The 21,126-nt window shown below is 69.9% G+C and carries 18 protein-coding genes; 5 read left to right on the forward strand and 13 right to left on the reverse strand.

The window, feature by feature from the left end:
* The first annotated feature begins 16 nt into the window (after nucleotides 1-16).
* Nucleotides 17-1,069, forward strand: a complete 1,053-nt coding sequence (gene holA, locus WFH00_RS05100) for a DNA polymerase III subunit delta (protein WP_336659556.1) — start codon at nucleotides 17-19, stop codon at nucleotides 1,067-1,069.
* Nucleotides 1,070-1,234: 165 nt separating this feature from the next.
* On the opposite strand, the gene rpsT is transcribed toward holA, so the two are convergent.
* The 3 genes from rpsT to WFH00_RS05115 form a co-directional block, all read right to left on the reverse strand.
* Nucleotides 1,235-1,495, reverse strand: a complete 261-nt coding sequence (gene rpsT, locus WFH00_RS05105) for a 30S ribosomal protein S20 (RefSeq protein WP_336659558.1) — start codon at nucleotides 1,493-1,495, stop codon at nucleotides 1,235-1,237.
* Between the two features lie 165 nt (nucleotides 1,496-1,660).
* A complete protein-coding gene (leuS, locus tag WFH00_RS05110; RefSeq protein WP_336659559.1) occupies nucleotides 1,661-4,195 on the reverse strand; it encodes a leucine--tRNA ligase in 2,535 nt (844 codons plus the stop codon).
* Between the two features lie 82 nt (nucleotides 4,196-4,277).
* Entirely contained in the window at nucleotides 4,278-5,945 is a 1,668-nt protein-coding gene (locus WFH00_RS05115; RefSeq protein WP_336659560.1) for an anthranilate synthase component I family protein, read from the reverse strand.
* 34 nt (nucleotides 5,946-5,979) lie between these two features.
* Between WFH00_RS05115 and WFH00_RS05120 the strand changes: the two genes are divergently transcribed.
* Nucleotides 5,980-6,666, forward strand: a complete 687-nt coding sequence (locus WFH00_RS05120; RefSeq protein WP_336659562.1) for a maleylpyruvate isomerase N-terminal domain-containing protein — start codon at nucleotides 5,980-5,982, stop codon at nucleotides 6,664-6,666.
* Nucleotides 6,667-6,694: 28 nt separating this feature from the next.
* Nucleotides 6,695-7,609, forward strand: coding sequence for an aminotransferase class IV (locus WFH00_RS05125; protein WP_336659564.1), 915 nt, complete (start codon nucleotides 6,695-6,697; stop codon nucleotides 7,607-7,609).
* Nucleotides 7,610-7,670: 61 nt separating this feature from the next.
* Here the strand turns inward: WFH00_RS05125 and cydC are convergent, their stop codons facing one another.
* The 4 genes from cydC to WFH00_RS05145 form a co-directional block, all read right to left on the reverse strand.
* Nucleotides 7,671-9,431, reverse strand: a complete 1,761-nt coding sequence (gene cydC / locus WFH00_RS05130; protein ID WP_336659565.1) for a thiol reductant ABC exporter subunit CydC — start codon at nucleotides 9,429-9,431, stop codon at nucleotides 7,671-7,673.
* The gene (cydD, locus tag WFH00_RS05135) at nucleotides 9,428-11,200 is read right to left on the reverse strand and encodes a thiol reductant ABC exporter subunit CydD (RefSeq protein WP_336659566.1); all 1,773 of its coding nucleotides are present in this window, start codon (nucleotides 11,198-11,200) and stop codon (nucleotides 9,428-9,430) included. Before cydD ends, cydC begins: the two co-directional genes overlap by 4 nt.
* Before the next feature lie 212 nt (nucleotides 11,201-11,412).
* The gene (cydB, locus tag WFH00_RS05140; RefSeq protein ID WP_336659567.1) at nucleotides 11,413-12,438 is read right to left on the reverse strand and encodes a cytochrome d ubiquinol oxidase subunit II; all 1,026 of its coding nucleotides are present in this window, start codon (nucleotides 12,436-12,438) and stop codon (nucleotides 11,413-11,415) included.
* 23 nt (nucleotides 12,439-12,461) lie between these two features.
* Nucleotides 12,462-13,916 carry a cytochrome ubiquinol oxidase subunit I gene (locus WFH00_RS05145; protein WP_336659568.1) on the reverse strand — a complete coding sequence of 485 codons (1,455 nt, stop codon included), beginning with the start codon at nucleotides 13,914-13,916 and terminating at the stop codon, nucleotides 12,462-12,464.
* A 301-nt stretch (nucleotides 13,917-14,217) separates the two neighbouring features.
* On the opposite strand from WFH00_RS05145, the gene WFH00_RS05150 reads away from it, so the two are divergent.
* On the forward strand, nucleotides 14,218-15,267 hold the full coding sequence (locus tag WFH00_RS05150) for an App1 family protein (protein ID WP_336659569.1): 1,050 nt from the start codon (nucleotides 14,218-14,220) through the stop codon (nucleotides 15,265-15,267).
* Complete coding sequence (locus WFH00_RS05155) at nucleotides 15,264-16,337, forward strand: FUSC family protein (protein ID WP_336659570.1); 1,074 nt, start codon at nucleotides 15,264-15,266, stop codon at nucleotides 16,335-16,337. The genes WFH00_RS05150 and WFH00_RS05155 overlap by 4 nt, the downstream gene beginning before the upstream one ends.
* Nucleotides 16,338-16,473: 136 nt before the next feature.
* On the opposite strand, the gene WFH00_RS05160 is transcribed toward WFH00_RS05155, so the two are convergent.
* The 6 genes from WFH00_RS05160 to WFH00_RS05185 form a co-directional block, all read right to left on the reverse strand.
* Entirely contained in the window at nucleotides 16,474-17,031 is a 558-nt protein-coding gene (locus WFH00_RS05160; protein ID WP_336659571.1) for a YceI family protein, read from the reverse strand.
* A gap of 156 nt (nucleotides 17,032-17,187) precedes the next feature.
* A complete protein-coding gene (locus WFH00_RS05165; RefSeq protein WP_336659572.1) occupies nucleotides 17,188-17,910 on the reverse strand; it encodes a type 1 glutamine amidotransferase in 723 nt (240 codons plus the stop codon).
* Nucleotides 17,907-19,304, reverse strand: a complete 1,398-nt coding sequence (locus WFH00_RS05170) for a DUF1727 domain-containing protein (protein ID WP_336659574.1) — start codon at nucleotides 19,302-19,304, stop codon at nucleotides 17,907-17,909. The genes WFH00_RS05165 and WFH00_RS05170 overlap by 4 nt, the downstream gene beginning before the upstream one ends.
* 65 nt (nucleotides 19,305-19,369) lie before the next feature.
* Complete coding sequence (trmD, locus tag WFH00_RS05175; RefSeq protein ID WP_336659575.1) at nucleotides 19,370-20,125, reverse strand: tRNA (guanosine(37)-N1)-methyltransferase TrmD; 756 nt, start codon at nucleotides 20,123-20,125, stop codon at nucleotides 19,370-19,372.
* Nucleotides 20,122-20,820 carry a ribosome maturation factor RimM gene (gene rimM, locus WFH00_RS05180; protein WP_336659576.1) on the reverse strand — a complete coding sequence of 233 codons (699 nt, stop codon included), beginning with the start codon at nucleotides 20,818-20,820 and terminating at the stop codon, nucleotides 20,122-20,124. The genes trmD and rimM overlap by 4 nt, the downstream gene beginning before the upstream one ends.
* Nucleotides 20,820-21,122, reverse strand: coding sequence for an RNA-binding protein (locus WFH00_RS05185; RefSeq protein WP_336659577.1), 303 nt, complete (start codon nucleotides 21,120-21,122; stop codon nucleotides 20,820-20,822). Before WFH00_RS05185 ends, rimM begins: the two co-directional genes overlap by 1 nt.
* Between the last annotated feature and the right edge of the window lie 4 nt (nucleotides 21,123-21,126).

Consider the following 21,126-nt stretch of genomic DNA (forward strand, 5'->3'; position numbering starts at 1 on the left):
ACGGTAGGCTGAAGTGGTGGCACAGGCACGAAAGACCGCACCGCGCGCGAGCGCCTCGAAAGCGAAGATCGCGCAACTCGATTGGACTGAGGCACGGCCCGCGCCAGTGGTGCTGGTTTCGGGTCCCGAGGCCTTTCTCGCGGATCGCGCCGGTCAGGCGATCAAGACCGCACTTGCGGCGACGAACGCTGAGCTCGAGGTACACGACATGGACGCGGCCTCATACACGGCCGGCGAACTGTTCACGATCGCGAGCCCGTCGCTCTTCGCTGAGCCCCGTCTCATCCGGGTGGACAGCGTTGAGAAGTGCTCCGACGCGTTCCTCGAGGACGCGAAGCGGTACGTCGCGAGCCCCGCCGACGACACAACGCTCGTGCTGCGACACAGCGGAGGCCAGCGAGGCAAGGCACTGCTCGACCTCGTGCGGGGCGGTGCGGGCGATGGCATCGAGGTCGTCTGTCCGGAGATGAAGAAGGACCAGGATCGTCTCGGTTTCGTGCAGGCGGAGTTCCGACGGCTGGGTGCGCAGGCAACCCCGGGCGCGGCGCGGCAGCTCGCGGCCGCGTACGCGGGGGGCATCGGCGAACTCGCAGGCGCGATCGGTCAGCTGGTGTCCGACGTCGGCACGCGGATCACCGAGGAAGAGGTCACCCGCGCCACCGAGGGACGCGTCGAGACCAATGCCTTTCGCGTTGCTGATGCAGCGACCGCGGGTCGCGCGGCGGACGCGCTCGTGCTCTTGCGGCAGGCGTTCTCCACGGGCACTGACCCCATCCCCATGCTCGCCGCGCTCAACATGAAGGTACGCGCGATGGCGCGGGTCTACGGGGCGGGCGGATCGGGCGGTCAGCTCGCCAAAGAGCTCGGCATGGCGCCGTGGCAGGTCGACCGCGCGCTTCGCGAAGTCCGAGGGTGGAGCGAGGAGAACCTGGCGCGCGCCATCGACCTCGCCGCCGAGACCGAGTGGCTGCTGAAGGGCGGCAGCCGTGACCCAGAGTACGCGCTCGAAAAGTATCTGCTCTTCATCGCTCGGCGTGGGCGGGTCGACGGACGGGGCCGTACCGCGTAGTCGCCGCGAGAAATTCCGCCGGCTTCCACAGCTGAGAGAGCGAGGACAAGCCGTGGTTTCGCGCGAACGCCACCGCGCACGCCACCGCCACCGCCACCGCAGGCACACGAAAAAGGGCCCCACCGAAGCGGAGCCCTCCTCGAAGCGCTAAGCGCGAAAACCTGTTTAGAGCCCGGCGACCTGCGAAGCGAGCTTCGACTTGCGGTTCGCTGCCTGGTTCTTGTGGATGACGCCCTTGGAAACTGCCTTATCGAGCTTGCGACCGGCAGCCTTCAGCTTGGCCTCGGCAACCGACTTGTCGCCAGCGGCGATCGCCTCGCGCGCTGCGCGCACGACGGTGCGGAGCTCGCTCTTGTACGCCTTGTTGCGCTCCGTAGCCTTGCGGTTGGTCTTGATGCGCTTGAGCTGCGACTTGATATTTGCCACGTTGAGATGTGTCCTTTGAGATCCAGTTGACGGGTTGTTCCGCACGGTGAGAGAGGGCACCTTACGGGGGTGTGGTGATGACCACACGCAAGCCAAGAACCAAGTCTAGCAGAAGTGGCCTGTCAGAGCCGTGCGGCTGTCGAAATGTCGCATCTCGCCCCCGAACTACGCCGCGGGCTTCGTCGCGATGCTCACGATCTTCGGCACGCGCACGATCACGTTGACGATCTGCCGATCGCCCACGGCGCGCTGTACGGCGGCGGAAGCCCGCGCCGCGGCCTCGGCGTCGGCCTCCGAAACGGACGCGGGCAGCGTGAGCCGATCGCGCACCTTGCCATCGACCTGCACCACCATCGTGACCTCGTCCTCGACGAGCAGCGACTCGTCGGCGGTGGGCCACTCGGCCAGCGCGACCGTCGGCTCGAAGCCGAGCTTCGCCCACATGTCCTCGGCAGCGTAGGGCGCGAACAGCGACAGGATCACGGTGATCGCTTCGGCCGACTCGCGCACTGCGGGGTCGGCTACGCCGGCGCCCGAGTCGATCGCCTTGCGCGTCACGTTCACCTGCTCCATGAGGCGGGCGACCACCACGTTGAACTTGTACGCCTCGACGAGCCCGGGGGCGTCCGCGAGCAGGCGATGCGTCGCGCGGCGCAAGCCCGCGTCCCCGCCCGAGAAGTCGACGCCGCGAGGTGCACCAGAAGTAGCAACGTCATCGGCAACACGCCAGGCGCGCGCGAGGAACTTCGCCGACCCCTGCACCGACACGTCGGCCCAGTCGATGTCGTCCTCCGGCGGCCCGGCGAACGCGAGCGTCACGCGCAGCGCGTCGGCGCCGTGCGACTGCAACTCGCTCGCGAACTCGACGAGGTTACCCTTCGACTTCGACATCTTCGCGCCGTCCTGCAGCACCATTCCCTGGTTGAGGAGCGCGGTGAAAGGCTCGTCGAACTCGAGGTAGCCGAGATCGTGCAGCACCTTAGTGATGAAGCGCGAGTAGAGCAGGTGCAGGATCGCGTGCTCGACGCCGCCCGCATACTGATCGATCGGGCCCCACGCGTTGACCGCAGCCGGGTCGAACGCCTGCGTCGAGTCGTTCGCCGAGAGGAACCGCAGGTAGTACCAGGAGCTGTCGACAAAGGTGTCCATCGTGTCGGGATCCCGAGTCCAGCCCTCCCCCGTCTCGGGGTCGACGACGGTCGCCCACTCGGTCGCCGCGCCCAGCGGCGAGGAGCCCTTCGGCTTGAGGTCGAGTCCCTCCGAAGCGGGCAGCTCGACGGGAAGCGCGGAGGCGTCGACCGGGCGCATCTCGCCATCGGCACCGTGCAGAATCGGGATCGGCGTGCCCCAGTAGCGTTGACGCGAGATGAGCCAGTCGCGCAGGCGGTACGTCGTGGAGGCGCGACCGGTCCCGCGCTCCTGGAGCACCTCGATCGCGCGGGCGATCGCCTCGGTCTTCCGCAGCCCGTCGAGCTCAGCGGAGTTCACGAGCACGCCGTCGCCGGCGGTGGCCACGCCGCTCTCGGCGGGGTCGGCGAGCGGCTCGCCGTCGGCGTCGCGCACGTCGACGACCACGCGTACGGGCAGCTCGAACTTCAGCGCGAAGTCGAGGTCGCGCTGGTCGTGCGCGGGCACCGCCATGATCGCGCCGTGACCGTAGTCCGCGAGCACGTAGTCAGAAGCCCACACCGGAATCCGCTCACCGTTCACCGGGTTGACGGCGAAGTGATCGAGAAAGACGCCGGTCTTCTCGCGATCCGCATTCTGCCGTTCGATCTCGGTCTGCTTTTGCGTCGCCGCGAGGTACTCCTCGAATGCAGCGCGCACCTCGTCCGATGCGCCGGCCGCGAGCTCCGCCGCGAGGTCGGAGTCGGGCGCGACAACCATGAACGTCGCGCCGTGCAGCGTGTCGGGCCGCGTCGTGAACACCGGCACGCGCTCGTCGCGCCCCTCGATCTCGAACTCGACCTCGGCGCCCCGCGAACGACCGATCCAGTTGCGCTGCATGTTCAGCACCTTGGACGGCCACTGGCCCTCGAGCTTGTCGAGGTCGTCGAGCAGCCGATCCGCATAGTCAGTAATGCGGAAGTACCACTGCGTCAGCTTCTTCTTGACGACCATTGCGCCCGAGCGCTCGGAGGTGCCGTCGGGCAGCACCTGCTCGTTCGCGAGCACGGTCTGATCTACCGGGTCCCAGTTGACCCAGCTCGCCTTGCGGTACGCCAAGCCCTTCTCGTAGAACTTGAGGAACAGCCACTGGTTCCAACGGTAGTACTCGGGGTCGCTCGTGTGGAGCACGCGGCTCCAGTCGAACGACGGCGCGTAGAGACGGAACGACGCCTTCTGCTGCGCGATGTTCGCATAGGTCCACTCGCGAGGATCGACGCCGCGCTTGATGGCCGCGTTCTCGGCGGGCAGGCCGAACGAGTCCCAGCCGATCGGGTGCAGCACGTCGTAGCCGCGCCCGCGCCAGTACCGCGCGAGCACATCGCCGAAGCAGAAGGCCTCAGCGTGCCCCATGTGGAGGTCGCCCGAGGGGTACGGGAACATGTCGAGCACGTACTTCTTCGGCCGGCCCGAATCGGCAGCGGGGTCGGTGCTCACCTCGAAGGGCTTCAGATCGTCCCAGACCGGGAGCCATCGCTCCTGAATCGCCCGGAAGTCGTAGCCCTCGGCGTCGCGCCCCTGCTGCTCGGTCACACATACCTCGATCTCGTCACGAATCGCCCGCCGACGCGAGCGCACACTTCCGACCAGAATACCGCTTCGACCGGGCGGATCTTCACCCCCGAAGCGCCGCGAGCAACGCCGCAGCCTTCACGTGCTTTTCGGCGACCTCGCGCGCCGGGTCCGAGTCGATTGTCACGCCCCCGCCCGCCCCGACGAGCGCCCGGGTGAAGCGGCGCTCGGGAGCGCTGTCGGGCCGGGTGCGGGGCTCGCTCGCGAACGCAGATCCAGCGGAAATATCAGGGCAGGATCCGGTGAGTTCGATCCCGCGAATCGTCATGGCGAGCTCGCCGTCACCGTTCCCGTCCACCCACCCGAAGCACCCCGAGTAGAGCCCGCGCGGGCCGGCTTCCAGCTCCGCGAGCAACTCGACGGCCCGCCGCTTCGGCGCCCCGGTCATCGACCCGCCCGGAAAGGCGGCCGCGATGACGTCCCAGACGTCGCGCCCCTCCGCGAGCGTGCCCGAGACCGTGCTCACGAGCTGGTGCACGTGCGCGTGCGACTCGACGCGCAGAAACCCCTCGACCCGCACGGACCCCGGCTCGCACACCCGGCTCAGGTCGTTGCGCATGAGGTCGACGATCATCAGGTTCTCCGCGCGCTCCTTCGGGTCAGCGCCGAGTGCGGCGGCCGACGCACGGTCGGAATCCGGCGACGCACCCCGGCGCCGCGTGCCCTTGATCGGGTGGGTCTCGACGCGGCGCGCGCGCACCGAGAGAAACCGCTCCGGGCTCGCGCTCACCAGCGCGCGATCCCCCGTGACGATCACCCCGCCCCGCGTCGGCGCCCCGACCCGCAGTCGCTCGTAGATCGCGAGGGGATCGAAGCCGTGCCCCTGCGCCACGCTCACCTCAGCGGTGTCGGTGAGGCACAGCACGTACGCCTCACCCTCGGCGATCGCGGCGCGGCAGCGCTCGACGGCCTCGGCATACGCCGCATCGGGCATGCGCCAGCGCGGGTGGTGCGCGCGCTCTGGGGTGATGGGCGAGGTGGTCGAGCCTGTGGATGCACCGGCGCGCGGGGTAGTAGCCGAGAAGGCGGGCGAGGCGCTCGGGTGTCGCGCTCCACCTTCAGACGGCGGATCACCCAGCCCGGCGAGCAGCCCGCCGTTCTCTGCGAGCCATGCGTCGATCGCCGCGGCGTCGGGACCGCATAGCGAGGCGGATCCGGAGTCGTGATCGATCAGGATCGTAACGTCGCTCCGCAGCGCGAAACCGAGGGAGGCAGCGGCCGACGCGCTCCGCGCAGGACTGGCCGAGGCACGCGGCGCAGACGCGTCATGAACCCCGGGAGCGTCGAGCAGCGCGAGCCCGAACTCGTACCCGAGCGCGAGCACCCAGTCTCCGCCGCGAAGCTCCTTCAGAAAACCGCGCGCATCGTCGCCGCGCAGTGTGCCAGCACCACCAGCACCGGCAACCCCTCCAGCACTGGCAATCCCTCCAGCACCAACAGCCCCGCGAGCCTCCCGGACTTCGCTCGCGAGACCGATCCGCGACACGCGTCGCTCTCCCGTGGGCGCTCCCGCTCCATCGAGCCAGAACCAGGGTCGCCCGCTCGCCGCCATTCGCCGGGCGCAGCGCAACGCGAGCTCGTCGGAGGAGACAACCGCGCCAGCACCGCCAGCGCTAGCACTAGCACCAGCACCAGCACCAGCACCAGCACCAGCATCACCAGCACCACCAGCGCCTCCCGCGACCCCCGACACGATCTCACGAATGAGCATCGTCTCAGCGTAGCGGCGGTGATACGCTCGCGACATGCACGAGGCCGATGGGGCGGCTGAAGCCCGCACGAACTTTGCCGCGGCCGCCGCGTGGGCGGTCGAAGTGGTCGACGCTGTGCCGGCGTCAGGCTGGGATGCGCCGGGACTCGGCGACTGGGACCTGCGCGCCCTCGTCGGGCACACGAGCCGCGCGCTGCTCACCGTAGAGCAGTACCTCGCCCGCCCCGCGCACGCCGAAGCCGCGCGCAGCGCCGACGAGTATTTTGCCCGCTCGCTCCAACTGCCGGGCGCGAGCGACACCGCCGTGCTACAGCGCGGGATCGAGGCCGGCGCGGCGCTCGGAGACGACCCGGCGCTCGCCTTCGCGGAAATCGCGGGCCGCGTGCTCGGGGTTGTCAAGGACGCGGGCAACCCCCTGATCGAGACCATCGTCGGGGGCATGCGCCTCGCCGCCTACCTGCCGACCCGCGCGTTCGAACTCGTGGTGCACGGCCTCGACGTCCGCGCCGCCGTCATCGCGCTCGATGGGCACGCCGCGTCGGCCCCGCCGCCGGAGCCCCCGGCCTCCGTGCTCGGTGAGGCTCTCGAATTGGCCGGCGCGATCGCGGCGCGGCGAGGCGTGGGAAGCGCGCTGCTGCTCGCGGCCACGGGGCGCGGACCGCTGCCCGAGCGTTACTCCGTTCTCGGCCAGCTCGGCGCCGTACGCGACCCAGCATCGTGAGCGAACGACTCGGCACGGTGAGCGCACGGTGAGCGCGCCGCCCGGCAACGAAAGCGCTCCGCGCGGCACCGAAACAGCGTCGCCCGCCACCGAAAGCGCGCTGCTCGCCGCAGACTCCTTCCGCGTGCGCGTCGCCCACGGGCGCGCGGAGGTGCGGAGCTTCGAGCGGCACCTCGCGCGGTTCACCGCCACCGCGACCGCCGCCTGGCTCGATGCCGACCCGAGCGCGCAGCCCGACGCGGTGAGCGCGGCGCTCACGAGGTTTCTTGCGGAGGCACGAACGCGCATCGCGGAGGCGGGCGAGGGATTCCCTCGGCTCGAGCTGTGGGCCCCGGCAACGCCCCCGCGCGCCGGGCAAACGGCGGGCCTCGGCCCGGAGCGAACGGCGGCGGATCGCGCGCCCTCGGCCGAGCCGCACCTCGCTCTCGCGATCCGCCCTCTCCCCCCGCTCCGCGACGACATCGAGCTCGTCGCGCCGCCTGCGGGAACCGCGACGATGGTGCCCGAACGCGAACACCCCGAGCGCAAGGGGCCGAACATCGCGCGCTATGCGGCACTCGCGCGCGAACTCAGTGTCGGCGCAGCGGCGCAGGAGCCGCTGCTGGTGGATGCCGCGGGACACGTCGCGGAGGGCGCGACGACGAGTCTCGTCTGGTGGCCGGAAGGCAGTAAGTGCGAGGCCCGCGGCCAGGTGTCGGCGCTGCCTCAGCGCGTCGCATCGGTGATGGAGGCGACGCTGCGGGAGGCTCTTCCGGATCTCATGCCCGCGCTCGCCACGGTCGACGAGCTCTCACGCTCCGAGGTGTGGGCCGTGAACGCGCTGCACGGGGTGCGGCCCGCGACCCGCCTGAACGGATCGCCGCTCCCGCCCGCGGATCCGGCGCGCCTCGCCGCGGCCCGGGCGGTGCTCGATCACGCCTGGGAGCCGGTGCTCGGGCGCTGACGAGCCGACGAGAGAGTCTGACGGGCTGACACGAGGGCCTGAGGAAGGCTGCCAGCGGCGGTCAGCCGAGGCGCAACTCCTGGCGCTCGAGACCCTTCGGAACCTCGGTGTGCGTGATGAGGATCACCGCGCGATCATCGGGCACGGCGCCCATGAGGTCGGTCAGCAGGCGATCCGCGAGCTCGCGGTCGACGCCAGCGGTCGGTTCGTCGAGCACGACAACCGGAAAATCGGCGAGGATCGCACGCGCGAGCGCGATGCGCTGCGCCTGCCCGCCCGACACCCACGCCCCGTCGGAGCCGAGCTTCGCGTCGAGTCCGCCGCGCTCGGCCGCCCACTCCGCGAGGCCGACGCGGTCGAGCGCCGACCATAGCGCTGCGTCGCCGCCTTCCTCGTTGCCGCCGCTGTCGCGGGCGAACTGGAGATTCTGGCGCAGATCCGCGTTGAAGAGATAGGGGCGTTGCTCGCAGAGACCGACGACGCGGCGCACGGCCTCGGGCGCGAGACTCCGCACATCGTCTCCGCACAGCCGGTACTCCCCGCGGTACTCGAGGAACCGCACGAGCGCGAGGGCGAGCGTGCTCTTTCCCGCGCCGCTCGGGCCCGTGATCACCAGTGTTTCTCCCGCGGAGAGCGCGAACGACACCGGAGCGATCGCGTCCTGCTCGGCGCCCGGGTGGCGCGCGGTGAAATCGCTGACCTCGATGAGCGGGGCGGCAGGATCCGCCACGCTCGACGTGCGCGAGGTCGCCGGGATCGCCTCCGCGTCGCCCGCCCCCACGATCTCGGGCGGGAGCGGGCGCTCGGTGAGCTCGGCAACGCGCCCGGCGCTCGCGCGGACCGTGCGGCGCGCGGCGAGGGCCGTGGGCACCTGCGCGAATATCTCGAACACGGCGGCGGGCACGACGACGGCGGCCGCGAAGAGCGGCGCGGAGAGCTCACCGGCTGCGGCGCCGGACGCGCTCACGACCGCACCTCCGACTCCGAGCGCGGGGAGCATCACGAGCAGCGCGCCCAGCGACGCGGCGCCCGCGGCCAGCCCGAGCAGCGCTCCGGTGAGGCCGGCCGCGCGTGCGCGTCTGAGCTGCACGCGCGCGAGCCGACGCTCGGCGTCGGCGATCCGCTCCCGCTGCCGAGGCAGCGCCCCGAACGCGGCGAGCACGTCTGCCGCCGCGAAACGCTCGAGCAGCGCGTCGACGAGCCGGGCGCGGGCGGCGCTCAGCGCGCGATCGTCGTCTCCCGAGATGCGCGTCGCGAGCCAGATGGCCGAGCCGCCGCCGAGCACGAGCGCGCCGAGCAGCACGAGCGCGGCGGGCACCGAGATCAGTGCGACGAGCACGATGCTCAGGCTCGTAACGATGCCGCTCACGAGGAGCGGCTGGCGCACGCGGAGCGGCTCGTCCTGCAGCTGATCAACATCATCGACGAACGCCGCGAGCACCTCGCCGCGACGGTGCGACTCGAGCGCCCCCGGCACCCGCGGCACGAGCGCGGCGAAGGTGCGGGACCGGAGCGTCGCGAGCTGCGCGAGCGCCGCGTTGTGGCTCGCGAGACGCTCGCCGTAGCGGAAGGCCGCACGGCCGATGGCGAGGGCGCGCACGCCGACGATCGCGAAGGTGAGGTGCAGGATCGGCGGCTGCTCCCCCGCTCGCACGATCAGCCACATGCTGAGTCCGAGGAGGCCCACCACGCTGGCGTCGGCGAGCACGCCGAGCAGCACGCCGGGCGCGCGGCGGCGGCGGCTCGGCATCGCGCGCGCGAGCACGGTGCGTTCGAATGCAGCGTCGTCTTTCGACGCGAGTTCCATCGGCCCTCGGCTCATGCGGCACCTCCCGCGACTGCGGGGGCCGCGGCCTCGACCCGAACGACGCGATCCGCCGCGCGCTCGAGCGCTTCCCGGTGCGTCACGACGAGCACCGCACGCCCGGCCGACGCCTCGGCTCGCGCCACGGCCGCGATCCGCCCCTCGTTCTCGGCGTCGAGCGCGGAGCTCGGTTCGTCGAGGAGGAGGGCGGCGCAATCGAGCGCGCGAGCGCGATAGAGCGCCCGAGCCACCGCGATCCGCTGCGCCTGACCGCCGGACACGCCCGCTCCCGAGACGCCGAGCGTGGCCGCGGGGTCGAGTTCACCCAGCCCGACGTCGTCGAGCACCGCGCGAACAAGCCCGTCATCGATGCGATCCGCCCCGAGCGCGACGTTCTCCGCGATCGAACCGTGCATGAGCCCGGGTCGCTGCCCCGCCCACGCGACGCGGCCTCCCGCGCGCGCCGAGCCCCGCACCGGGTCGACGAAGCCGAGCAGCGCCGCGAGGAGCGTCGACTTGCCGACCCCCGACGGCCCCACGAGAGCCACGACCTCGCCCGGCTCGACCGCGAACGACAGCGGACCGACCACACGGCGCCCGTCGCGGGCGATCGTCACGTCGTCGCAGCGGATGCCGGGCTGCGCGGAAGCAACGGGATCGAGGCGGGCAGCTGCCGCATCGGCGTCGGTGTCGGCGCCCGCGCCCACAGCCGCGCTCACGGTCGCACTCTGGGTCGAACTCCCGACCGCACTCTGGGCCCCGCCCTCGATGATCGCGAAGACGCGCGAGGCCGCCGCGAGTCCCTCGGTCGACGCGTGGAAGGCCGCACCGACCTGGCGGATCGGCACGAAGGTCTCCGGGAGGAGGAGCAGCACGAAGAGTCCGAGGCCGAGCGGGAACTCCCCCGACACCAGACGCGTGCCCACCGTCACGGCGACGAGCGCGATCGAGAACGTGCCCGCGAGGTCGAGCACGAAGCCCGAGAGGAAGGTGACGCGCAGCACGGACATCGTCCGCGCGCGTTGCTCCTCGGTCTCGCGCGCGATCCGGTCGACCTGGCGCTGTTCGCGGCCGAAGATCCGCAGCGTCGAGAGCCCCGCGACGACGTCGAGGAACGACGACGACAGACGCTCGAGCCCGGCCCACTGGCGATCCTGCACCGCTTGCGTCGCCAGGCCGATGAGGATCATGAAGATCGGAATCACCGGGAAGACGATGATCACGATGAGCCCGCTGAGCGGATCCGCGAGCAGCACCGCAAGGATGAGGATCGGCGAGGCGACCGCGGTCAGCACGAGCTGCGGGATGTAACCGGAGAAGTAGCCGTCGAGCGCGTCGAGGCCGCGGCCGAGCACCGTGGCGAGCTCGGCGTCACCGCCCCGTACAGCGTCGGCCTGCGATCTACGCTGCGGCGATCCGCCACCCCCGTCGCCACCGTCGAGGGCGTCGAGCGCTGCGGCACGCAGCTCGGCCTTCACACGCACCGCGCCCCGAGCCGCGACCGCGTCCATGCCCCAGCTCGCGAGCGAGCGCACGACGAGCGCGGAGGCCGCTCCCCCGACGAGCCAGGGAAGCTGCGCCGGCGCGAACGACCCCTCGTCGACACGCCCCCGAAGCCCCGGTATCCCGCTCATCGCGGGGAGCGCCGCAGCGACGATCGCCTGCGCGAGACACCACGACCACACGATCACGGCGCACGTGCGCAGGAGGCCGAGGCCCGCTCCGATCAGGAGCACTCCGCGGGCAGCGCGCGCGTAGCGGAGCAGTCTCGGATCGAAGGGTTTCACGTGCTGGTTCCTGAAGAGGTCTCGGGCGGATTCGCCCGTCGCAGTTTACTGGGGGCGGTGCTGGGAGCTGTGCCGGGGCCAGCGCTCACGCCCATCGTGCAGTGGATCACCCGTCGCGCGGATCGATTTCCGGTGTTTCGAACCGTTTCACGGGCTATCCACTGTCTGATGGGCTGCGCGCTCGGCGGGCAGCGCGTCCAGCGCGGGCACGGTCAGTGCGCCACGGGGATCGCCTCGCGCGTGAGGCGCTTGCGGAACACCCAATACGTCCACGCCTGGTACGCGAGCACGAGCGGGAGCGTTGCGCCCGCGACCCAGGTCATCAGCTCCAGGGTCTTGGTCGAGCTCGCAGCGCCCTCCACCGTCATCGAGTACGCCTGATCGATGGTCGACGCCATGAGGTTCGGGAACATCGCGAGGAACAGCGTGAGCAGGGCCGCAGCGATGGCGACGGCGTTGCCGGCGAACGCCCACCCCTCGCGACCCAGCAGGTTGCCGACCCACGCGCCGACGAGCGCGAGCGCCGCGAGCGCCGCGCTCAACACGATCGCCCAGAGGTGGGGGCTATCGAGGTGCTGCACGACGGTCACCACCAGGAATGTGGCGCCCGCGACGATGGCCGCGACACCCACGGGGGTGGCGAGCGCGCGAGCCCGATCCCTCATCTCGCCCGCGGTCTTCAAGGAGATGAAAACGAGCCCGTGCGTGAAGGTGATCAGGAGCATCGTGACGCCGCCAAGCAAACCGTAGGGGTTCAACAGCGTGAGCAGCGTACCCTCGTAGATCCACCCGCCCATCTCCATCGGCCTGATCGGGAGGCCCTGCGCAAGGTTCGCGAATGCCACGCCCCAGAGCAGCGGCGGCACGACTGATCCCCAGAAGATGAACTGGTCGAACCAGCGCGTCCAGCGTCGGCCCTTCCCGAGGTGACGGTACTCGAACGAGACCCCGCGCAGGATGAGCGCCACGAGAATCACGAGGAGCGCCAGGTAGAAGCCCGAGAACATCGTCGAGTACCACTCGGGGAACGCGGCGAAGAGCGAGGCGCCCGCCACGATGAGCCAGGTCTCGTTGAGATCCCAGACGGGGCCAATGGTGTTGATGATGACGCGGCGGTCGGTGTTATCGCGCCCGAGGAACGGGAGCGCCATGCCGACGCCGAAGTCGAAGCCGTCGAGCACGAAGTAGCCGACGAGCATCGCGCCGACAATGCAGAACCAGAGAGTCGTGAGATCCATGTTCGTTTCCTCGTGATCGTCGTTCAGTAGACCGTTGCGAGCCGCAGGTGGTCCGGCTCGTCGGCGGATCCCTCGCCCCGGGACGCGAGCTCGATCTCGGGCGGCCCCTCCTTCGCAGCGCGGGTGATGAGCTTGAACTCGACGACTGCGAGCGCCCCGTATACGACGGTGAAGACCGCGAGCGAGATGAGGATCGCCCATCCGGGCACCCCCGGTGACACACCCTGCTCAGTCGTCATGACCCCGAAGACGATCCACGGCTGCCGGCCCATCTCGGTGAAGATCCATCCGACGAGCGAGGCGAGCATCGGGAGCGGAGCGGTCCAGACCGCAACCCGCCACACCCAGTCAGGAAGGTCGAGGTTCTTCCGCGTGATCCACAGCCCCACCGCGGAGACGAGCGCCGCCAGGGCACCCAGCCCGATCATCCACCGGAACGCCCAGTAGGTGACCCAGATGATCGGAGCGAACTGACCGTCGCTCGGGCAGGTGAGCAGCGAGTCGGCACCGCAGTATTGCGCGGTGTACTCGGCCTGCAGATCACGGATGCCCTCAACCGAGCCGCTGAAGTTGCCGTTCGAGAGGAACGAGAGCAGGTACGGGACGCGGATGGAGAAGATCTCGTGCGCCCCGTCGGGGGTGCCGAGGCTGAAGATCGAGAACGAGGCGTCTCGCCCGGAGGCCGTGTTGTAGAGCGCCTCGGCCGCGGCCATCTTCATGGGCTGGGTCTCGGTCATCACCATCCCGAGCGTGTGCCCGGTGAGACCGACTCCGAGGAAGGCGACAATGTTCGTCCACGCGCCGAAGCGAAGGGCGGTGCGCATCTCATCGATGTGCTGGCGGCGGCGCAGGTGCCACGCCGCGGTCGACACCATGACGACGCCCGCGAACATGACGGCCGCGAAGATCGTGTGGGGAAACTGCGTGAGCGCGACGGGGTTCGCCAGCACGGCACCGATGCTCTCGAGCTCGGCCCGACCGCGCTCCTCGTTGATCGTGAAGCCCTCGGGGTTCTGCATAAAAGCGTTCGCCGCGAGGATGAAATAGGCGGAGGCGACCGTGCCGATCCACACGCACCAGATGGTGAGCACGTGCACCCGCTTCGGCAGCTTGTCCCACCCGAAGATCCACAGGCCGATGAACGTCGCCTCGAAGAAGAAGGCGATGAGCCCCTCCATCGCGAGCGGTGCGCCGAAGATGTCGCCGACGAAGCGCGAGTAGTTCGACCAGTTCATACCGAACTGGAACTCCTGCACGATGCCCGTGACGACGCCCATCGCGAAGTTGATGAGGAAGATCTTGCCGAAGAGGCGGGTCAGCCTCAGAAACTTCACCTTGCCAGTGGCCACCCACGCGGTCTGCAGGATCGCGACTAGTAGGCACATGCCAACCGTGAGTGGCACGAAGATGAAGTGATACAGCGTGGTCAGCCCGAACTGCCATCGAGACAGCACAAGCGGGTCAAGGATCTCGTTCAATTTCCGCTCCCGAACGGAGGGATCGCGCGCTCACGAGCGCGTCCTCCCCAAGTGGGCCCACTGATCGGAGTCGCGCTGAATGCCGCTCCGATCCGGACCGCCGGCAGGTCGCCGACACCCTTGAGCGTAGCGAGACTGTGAGTTTGCTGCGAATGCGCTTCTGGGTCGAGACACATTTCACTCGGCAGCAAAACGAATGTCACTCGACGTCGAGTGATGCAGCACATTTGCCACGGTACCGGCCATGTGAAAACGGTGCGCTCGCTGACCCGGGAATCAGTCGGGCACCTAGACTGGCACGGTGACTTCGCCCTCGCAGCCCGACCACCGGCCCCGCTTCGCGGCGCGCCTCGAGGATCGCCTGCACGGTCGCCGCGCACGCCGCGCCATCTCCCGCGGAAAGAAGCCCTCGGTGATCCCGTACATCGGCTACGGCACCACGGAATGGGTGCGCGTGCTGGGGCGGGTGCTCTATCTGCGCCCGGAAAGCCGCGAGCACACCCGCTACCGGCCCGACGTCGCAGAGGTCTCCCGCGTGCGCGGCTGGCGCACCTTCACGAGCCTCTCCGTGCCCGGCCAGGTCGTCCGCGTGCTCATCGACGGCCAACCGGTCACCGAGGTGACGGCGGATCGCGGGGGCGTCATCGACGCGATCGTCCCCGTGCCCCTCACCCCCGGTTGGCACACCGTCACGCTGCAGGCCGGCGACAGCGAGGCCGCCGACGCCCCCGTCAACATCGTCGACCCGGAGGCGAAGCTCGGCGTCATCTCCGACATCGACGACACGATCCTGATCACCGCGCTGCCGAGGCCGTTCGTCGCCGCCTGGAACAGTTTCGTGCTCGACGAGCACGCGCGATCCGCCACCCCCGGAATGCCGGTGATGCTCGACCATCTCGTCGCTCAGCACCCGGGCACGCCGGTCATGTACCTCTCCACCGGCGCTTGGAACGCGGCGCCGGCGCTCAGCCGCTTCCTCGCGCGCAACCTCTACCCGATGGGTCCGCTGCTGCTCACAGACTGGGGGCCGACGCACGACCGATGGTTCCGCAGCGGCCAAGAGCACAAGCGTCAGGAGCTGCGGCGCCTCGCGCGCGAGTTCCCCGGCGTGAAGTGGGTGCTCATCGGCGACGACGGGCAGCACGACGAGACGCTGTATCACGAGTTCGCGATGGCACACCCCGAGAGCGTGTCCGCCGTGCTGATCCGCCAGCTCTCGGTCGGTGAGGCCGTGCTCGCGGGCGGCCGCTCGAAGGCGCAACTGCACCGCACGACCAGCGGGGTGCCCTGGGTGTACGGTCCCGACGGCGCGACGCTACGCGAGGAGCTGCGCAAGCTGGGACTGCTGTGACGAGCCCGGTCACGCGCCCCTGGCGACGATTCAACCGCGACCTCACCGGCCGCTTCACCGTCGCGGTGCGTCCCGCCTGGTTGCAGCTCGCGAAGGGCGCGGCCGCCGCGATCATCACGTGGTTCGTGTGCCTCGCGATCTTCCCCGAGCAGCTGCCGATCTTCGGCGCGATCGCGGCGCTCATCGTGATGCAGGACAACGTCGACCAGTCGCTGACGCGCGGCATCGAGCGCGTGGTCGGGGTGCTCGTCGGCGTCGCGGTCGCGATCGGCGCCGGGGCGCTCTTCGGGCCGCAGTCGTGGCTCTTCATCGCCGCGATCATCGTGGCGATGGCGGTCGGCTGGGTGCTGCGCATGACCCCGTCTGCCGCGAATCAGGTCGCGATCAGCGCGCTGCTCATGATCGCACTCGGCGGCATCCAGCTGCACTACGGCGCCGAGCGCCTCATCGAGACGGCGATCGGGGCGGCGATCGGGGTGCTCCTCAACGCGCTCGTCGTCGCGCCAGTGCGCACGTCTTCGGTGCACCTCGCCATCGTCGACCTCACGCGGCACACGGCCGACGTGCTGCGGCGCATGGCCGACGCGCTCAGCGCCCCGCGCGACGCGCCCTGGCTCGAGGAGATGCTTGCGGAGGCACGGGGCCTACAGGACGAGCGCACGCGGGTGCACGGCCTCCTGCGTCAAGCGCGCGAGAGCCTCCGCTTCAACCCGCGCAGCCGGCGATACCGCGAGCAGCTCGGCGATGACGACGACCAGTTCCAGCGGCTGCAGCGCATCGTGACGCAGGTGATCGGCATGGCGCGCGCGCTCGCGGACAACTACGCGGCCGACCTGACGGAGGACCCCGCGGTCGCGGGAATGGCGGAGGAGATGCGGCGGGCGGGGCACGACCTCGAGTTGCTGGTCTCCACGGTCGGTGGGGCGGCGGATCGCGTGGAGGCCGAGCCTCCCGCCCTCACTCGGCCCCTCGTCATTCCCCAGCCGAACCCCCAGCACTGGGTGCTCATCGGTTCGATGCTCGAGGACCTGCGCCGCGTGCGCGGCCGCATCACGGGCGAGCTCGACTGAGTTCCGATAGAGACGAGTGCCGTCCCCGATGCTCCGCGAGCGATCGCCCGAGCCCGGCACACAACGAAGTGCCGACCCCGTACTCGGGGCCGGCACTTCGGATCCTGCTCTCGCTCTGGAGCGCGAGTTCACGCGCTTACTTGACGAGCGAAGCCTGCACGTCGAGCGTGATGGTGACGTCGGAACCGAGGAGCAGCCCGCCCTTTTCGAGGGGTGCGTTCCAGGTGAGACCGAAGTCTTCGCGCTTCACGACGGTGGTAGCGGTGAAGCCGGCCTTGTAGTTGCCGTAGGCGTCTTCGCCGAAACCGCCGAACTCGAAGTTGAAGGTGACGGGCTTCGTCACGCCGCGGAGGGTGAGGTCGCCGTCGACGAAGAACTCGCCGTTCTCCTCGCGCACGCCGGTCGAGACGAAGGTGAGCTTCGGGAACTGGTCGGCCGCGAAGAAGTCGCCGGTGACAAGGTGGCCGTCGCGGTTCTTCTCGTTTGTGTTGATCGATGCGACGTCGGCGCTCGCGGTAACCGTCGAGTCGAGCGGGTTCTCGGCGGTGGTGAACGTCGCCTCGAAGGACTCGAACTTGCCCTTCACCTTGCTGATCGCGAGGTGACGCACCGAGAAGCCGACCTCCGAGTGGGTGGGGTCGACGGTCCAGGTGCCGACGCGGTATCCGGGGATCTGCTCAGTCGTGATGGTCATGCGCTGCCTTTCGTTCGATGTGCGCCGGCTCCGCGCCGCAAGATGCGGCTGCTTCTGGGCTGTTGCCCCCGGCATGCAGACAACAACGATTACATGCAGACGAATATTCCTGGATGTGCGAAATTGATTTGCGATGCGCTTCCCGGGCGCGCCGCGCTACCGCGGGCGCCGCTTCGAGCTCTCTCGCGCGCGCCGCACCGTCTCGCTCTCGCCCGCGCGCGGCGTGAAGGAGCCGTAGCGGCGGCGCGCTGCCTCCCCGATGAGGAAGTCGCTGATCGCCGGGTTCTTCGGCAGGAGCGAGCCGTGCAGGTAGCTGCCGATCACGTTCGCGGTGCGCGCGCCCTCGACGCCCGCGTCGGGCGCGTTGCCGGCGCCCTGCACGACCCGGCCGAGCGGTCGCGAGCCGGGCCCGAGGTGCGTGCTCCCGCTGTGGTTCTCGTAGCCGACGATCTCGCCGAACTCCTCGGTCTCCAGCACGATGTTGCCGATCATGCGTTCGGTGCCGCCGAGGGTCTCGACGTCGAGTACGCCGATGCCGGTGAGCTCTTCCCCCGTGTACGTCACGAAGCGGTGCCCGAAGAGCTGGTAGAGCCCGCAGATCATGAGCATCGGCACGCCGTCGCTCGCGAGCGCGCGGATCTCGTCGGCGCGCACGGCGAGGTCGCGCGCGACGCGCCCCTGGCCGGAGTCCTGACCGCCGCCTCCCACGACGATGTCGATGTCGCTCGGTAGCGGGTCACCCGGGTTCACCTCGACGACGCGCGGGGCGAATCCGTGCGCCTCGGCCCTCCGGGTGAGCCCGAGCACATTACCGCGGTCCCCGTAGATGTTCATGTCTCGCGGATAGAGCGAGACGATCGTGAGCTCCTGATTCGTCACCAGACGTCCTCCACATCCGTAAGTTCAGCGAGCACCTTCCGCAGCTCGAGCATCGCCGTGTACGTGCAGTAAATACGGCGAGGCCGCCCCATGGTGCGCTCCCGGAACGTGGTCAGCGCTTCGCGGAGCGACTCAGCCACGTGACCGACCACGACTGCGTCGTGCTCCAGCCGGAGAGCCATGTCCCACGCCCGCGTGCCCGCCACGGTGTCGACACCCGACTCGGCGAGCGACGTGAAGTCGACGTCCCACAGCCACGACATGTCGCGGCCGTCAGCGTACTGGTCGTTGATCGCGATCATCGCGGCAACGCCCGTCGCGTCGAAGGACGCGAGACCCAGGCGGAACCCCGCGGGGTTCTTCACGAGCACGAGTTCGAGCGGTTGCCCGTCGAGCACGAGTTGCTCCCCGCGTCCGAAGGCGGGACGCACCTCCGCGAGGGCGGTGACGAGCTCGTCGTTCGACGCGGTCACGGCTGTCGTCACTCCCGGGGCTATGGGGCCGGCCGCCAGGATTTGGCGCACGAGCGCGAGCGCCGACGCCGCGTTGAACGTGTTGTAGAGTCCCTCGAGCTTCAGTGTCGTGCCGTACTCGACCCCGTCCATGGCGAAGCGCGCCGCGTGATCGCCGACCTCGAGCAGCGTGACGTCAGCGGTGCTCGGCGCCGCCGGGGCGTGAGTCACGGAGTCTGTCTCGCTCACCGATCCGCCGCCTTCACTCGGCCCCGAGACGTGGAACTCGTCATCGCTCGGGAACATCGCACGGAGCGCGGGCGACAGCCCGAACTCACGCACCTCGGGCGCCGCCGCCGACCCGCCCGCGGCCGAGCCCGCAGCCAACGCCGCGCGCTGCCGAGTGCGCTCGCCGATCTCGGCGACGAGCCGATCCTCCCGGTTGACGACCAGGCCCTCGGTCGTCGCGTCCGCGATGCGCTGCAGCAGTCGAGCGGTCGCGTCGATCTCGCCGAAGCGATCGAGCTGGTCGCGCAGCACGTTGAGCAGCAGGGTGAAGCGCGGCCGCACGCGGTCGATGAAGTACATGGCGTGCGCCTCGTCGAGCTCGAGCACCGCGATGTCCGCGTGGAGCCTTCCGCGCAGGTCACCCTCCTGGATCGCCGCGGCGACCACACCGCGCGAGAAGTTCGACCCCGTGCGGTTGGTGAAAACGCGCAGGCCCCGCGACTCGAGCAGTTCCACGACCATCTTCGTCGTGGTGGTCTTGCCGTTCGTGCCGCTGATCGCGACCACGCCGTACGGCAACCGCCCGAGCACGCGCCCGAGAAACCCGGGGTCGAGCTTCTCGATGACGAGGCCGGGCAGGGCCGAGCCGCCGCCGCGCAGGCGGGCGACCTGGCGCACCGTCTTACCGATCACGGCCGAGAGCACATCACGCATGCCACCAGCCTAGAGGGAGCCGCCGACACTCAGCTTCGTGCGCGCCGCTATGGAGCCTGATTGCGCTAATCCCGGCCCGCAGCGTGCCGGCCGCGGCTCCCCCGGAGCTCCTCGGGCAGCATGTTTCGTGGCACCAGCTCGGGCCGCACGCGAAGCGTGCGCTCGACCCGCTGCTCCTGCCTCCACGTAGCGATTGCGGCGTGATTGCCGCTGAGCAACACTGGCGGCACCTCGCGGTCGCGCCAGCGAGCGGGCTTCGTGTAGCTCGGGTACTCGAGCAGGCCGTCGGCCTCGTGCGACTCCTCGACGAGGCTCTCGGGGTTGCCGACGACGCCGGGAACGAGCCGCCCGATCGCTTCGATCATCGCGATCGACGCCACCTCGCCGCCGTTGAGCACGTAGTCGCCGATGCTCATGAGGCGCACGCGGCCCCGCGACGCGTATTCATCGAACACGCGCTGGTCGATGCCCTCGTAGCGGCCGCAACCGAACACCAGGTGCCGCTCAGCGGCGAGCTCGCGCGCGGTCGCCTGCGTGAAGACCTCACCCGCTGGCGACGGGAAAATCAGCAGCGGATCGGCGTCGGCTTCCGCCTCCGCCAGCACGCTGTCGAGCGCCTCGCCCCAGGGCTCGGGCTTCATGACCATGCCCGCGCCACCGCCGGCCGGAGTGTCGTCGACGGTGCGATGACGGTCGTGCGCGAAGTCGCGGAGGTCGTGGACCCGCAGGTCGATCACGCCGCGCTGCCGCGCCTTGCCGAGGAGCGACAGCTCAAGCGCGTCGAAGTAGCCGGGGAAGATTGAGACGACGTCGATTCTCACGACGCGGGGCCGCTCGCGTCGCCGGCACCGTCTGCATTACTTTCGGCCTGTGACTCACTGTCGCTCGGCCCGTCCGTCCCGTCGGATTCGGCCTCGGACTCGTCGAAGAGCCCCGGCGGGGGCGTCACGAGCACCACACCCGCGGCGACGTCAACGCTCGGCACGATTGCCTCGACGAACGGCACAAGCACGGTGCCGTTCAGAGTATTCACGACCAGAAGATCTTGTGCGGGGAGGTGCTGCACCTCGGCGACGACGCCGAGCTTCACTCGTTCGCCGGCCGGGGCGCCCTCGGCCGAAGCCTCGCGGACCACGTCGAGCCCGACGAGCTCGTGGTGGTACCACGCGTTCTCCTCGGCGCCCTCGGCGACGGCCCGCTCGTCGATCCAGAGGATCGCGCGCACGATGCTCTCGGCTGCGGTGCGATCCGCCACCTCGTCGAAGAACCCGACCGGCGACTCATTGAACCAGCGCAGCTCACGGAGCGTGATCGTGCGCCCGAACCACGGTGACTCCGTGGGCACCTGCAGAGCGAACTCCGCGCCGGGAACGAAGCGCAGCTCGGGATTATCGGTGAAGAGCTCGAGCTTGATGCCGCCCTTCAGCCCGTGGGGCTTGGTGAGGCGCCCCACGCGCAAACTCCCCGCCCCGCTCGCGGGACGGGGAGCCTGTGCACGCCCAGAGGGAGTGGCCATTAGACGTCGCGCTCCGATCCCGAATCGCCGGAATCGTCGGCCTCATCAGCCCTCGACGCATCGGTATCGATGACGTCGACGCGCACGCGGTCGCCACTCGCGAGCGATGACACGAGGGTGCGGAGCGAGGAAGCCGTGCGACCGCCGCGGCCGATGACGCGGCCGAGGTCGCTCGGGTGGACCCGCACTTCGAGCACGTCGCCCCGACCCGAGTCGCGCGCGTCGACGCGCACGCGCTCCGGGTGGTCGACGATGCCGCGCACGAGGTGCTCGAGCGCCTCGGCGAGCGCCTGTTCAGCCAAGGGA

Origin of the sequence: Leucobacter sp. USHLN153 (assembly GCF_037145615.1) — a bacterium.
In the GTDB taxonomy this organism is placed as follows: domain Bacteria; phylum Actinomycetota; class Actinomycetes; order Actinomycetales; family Microbacteriaceae; genus Leucobacter.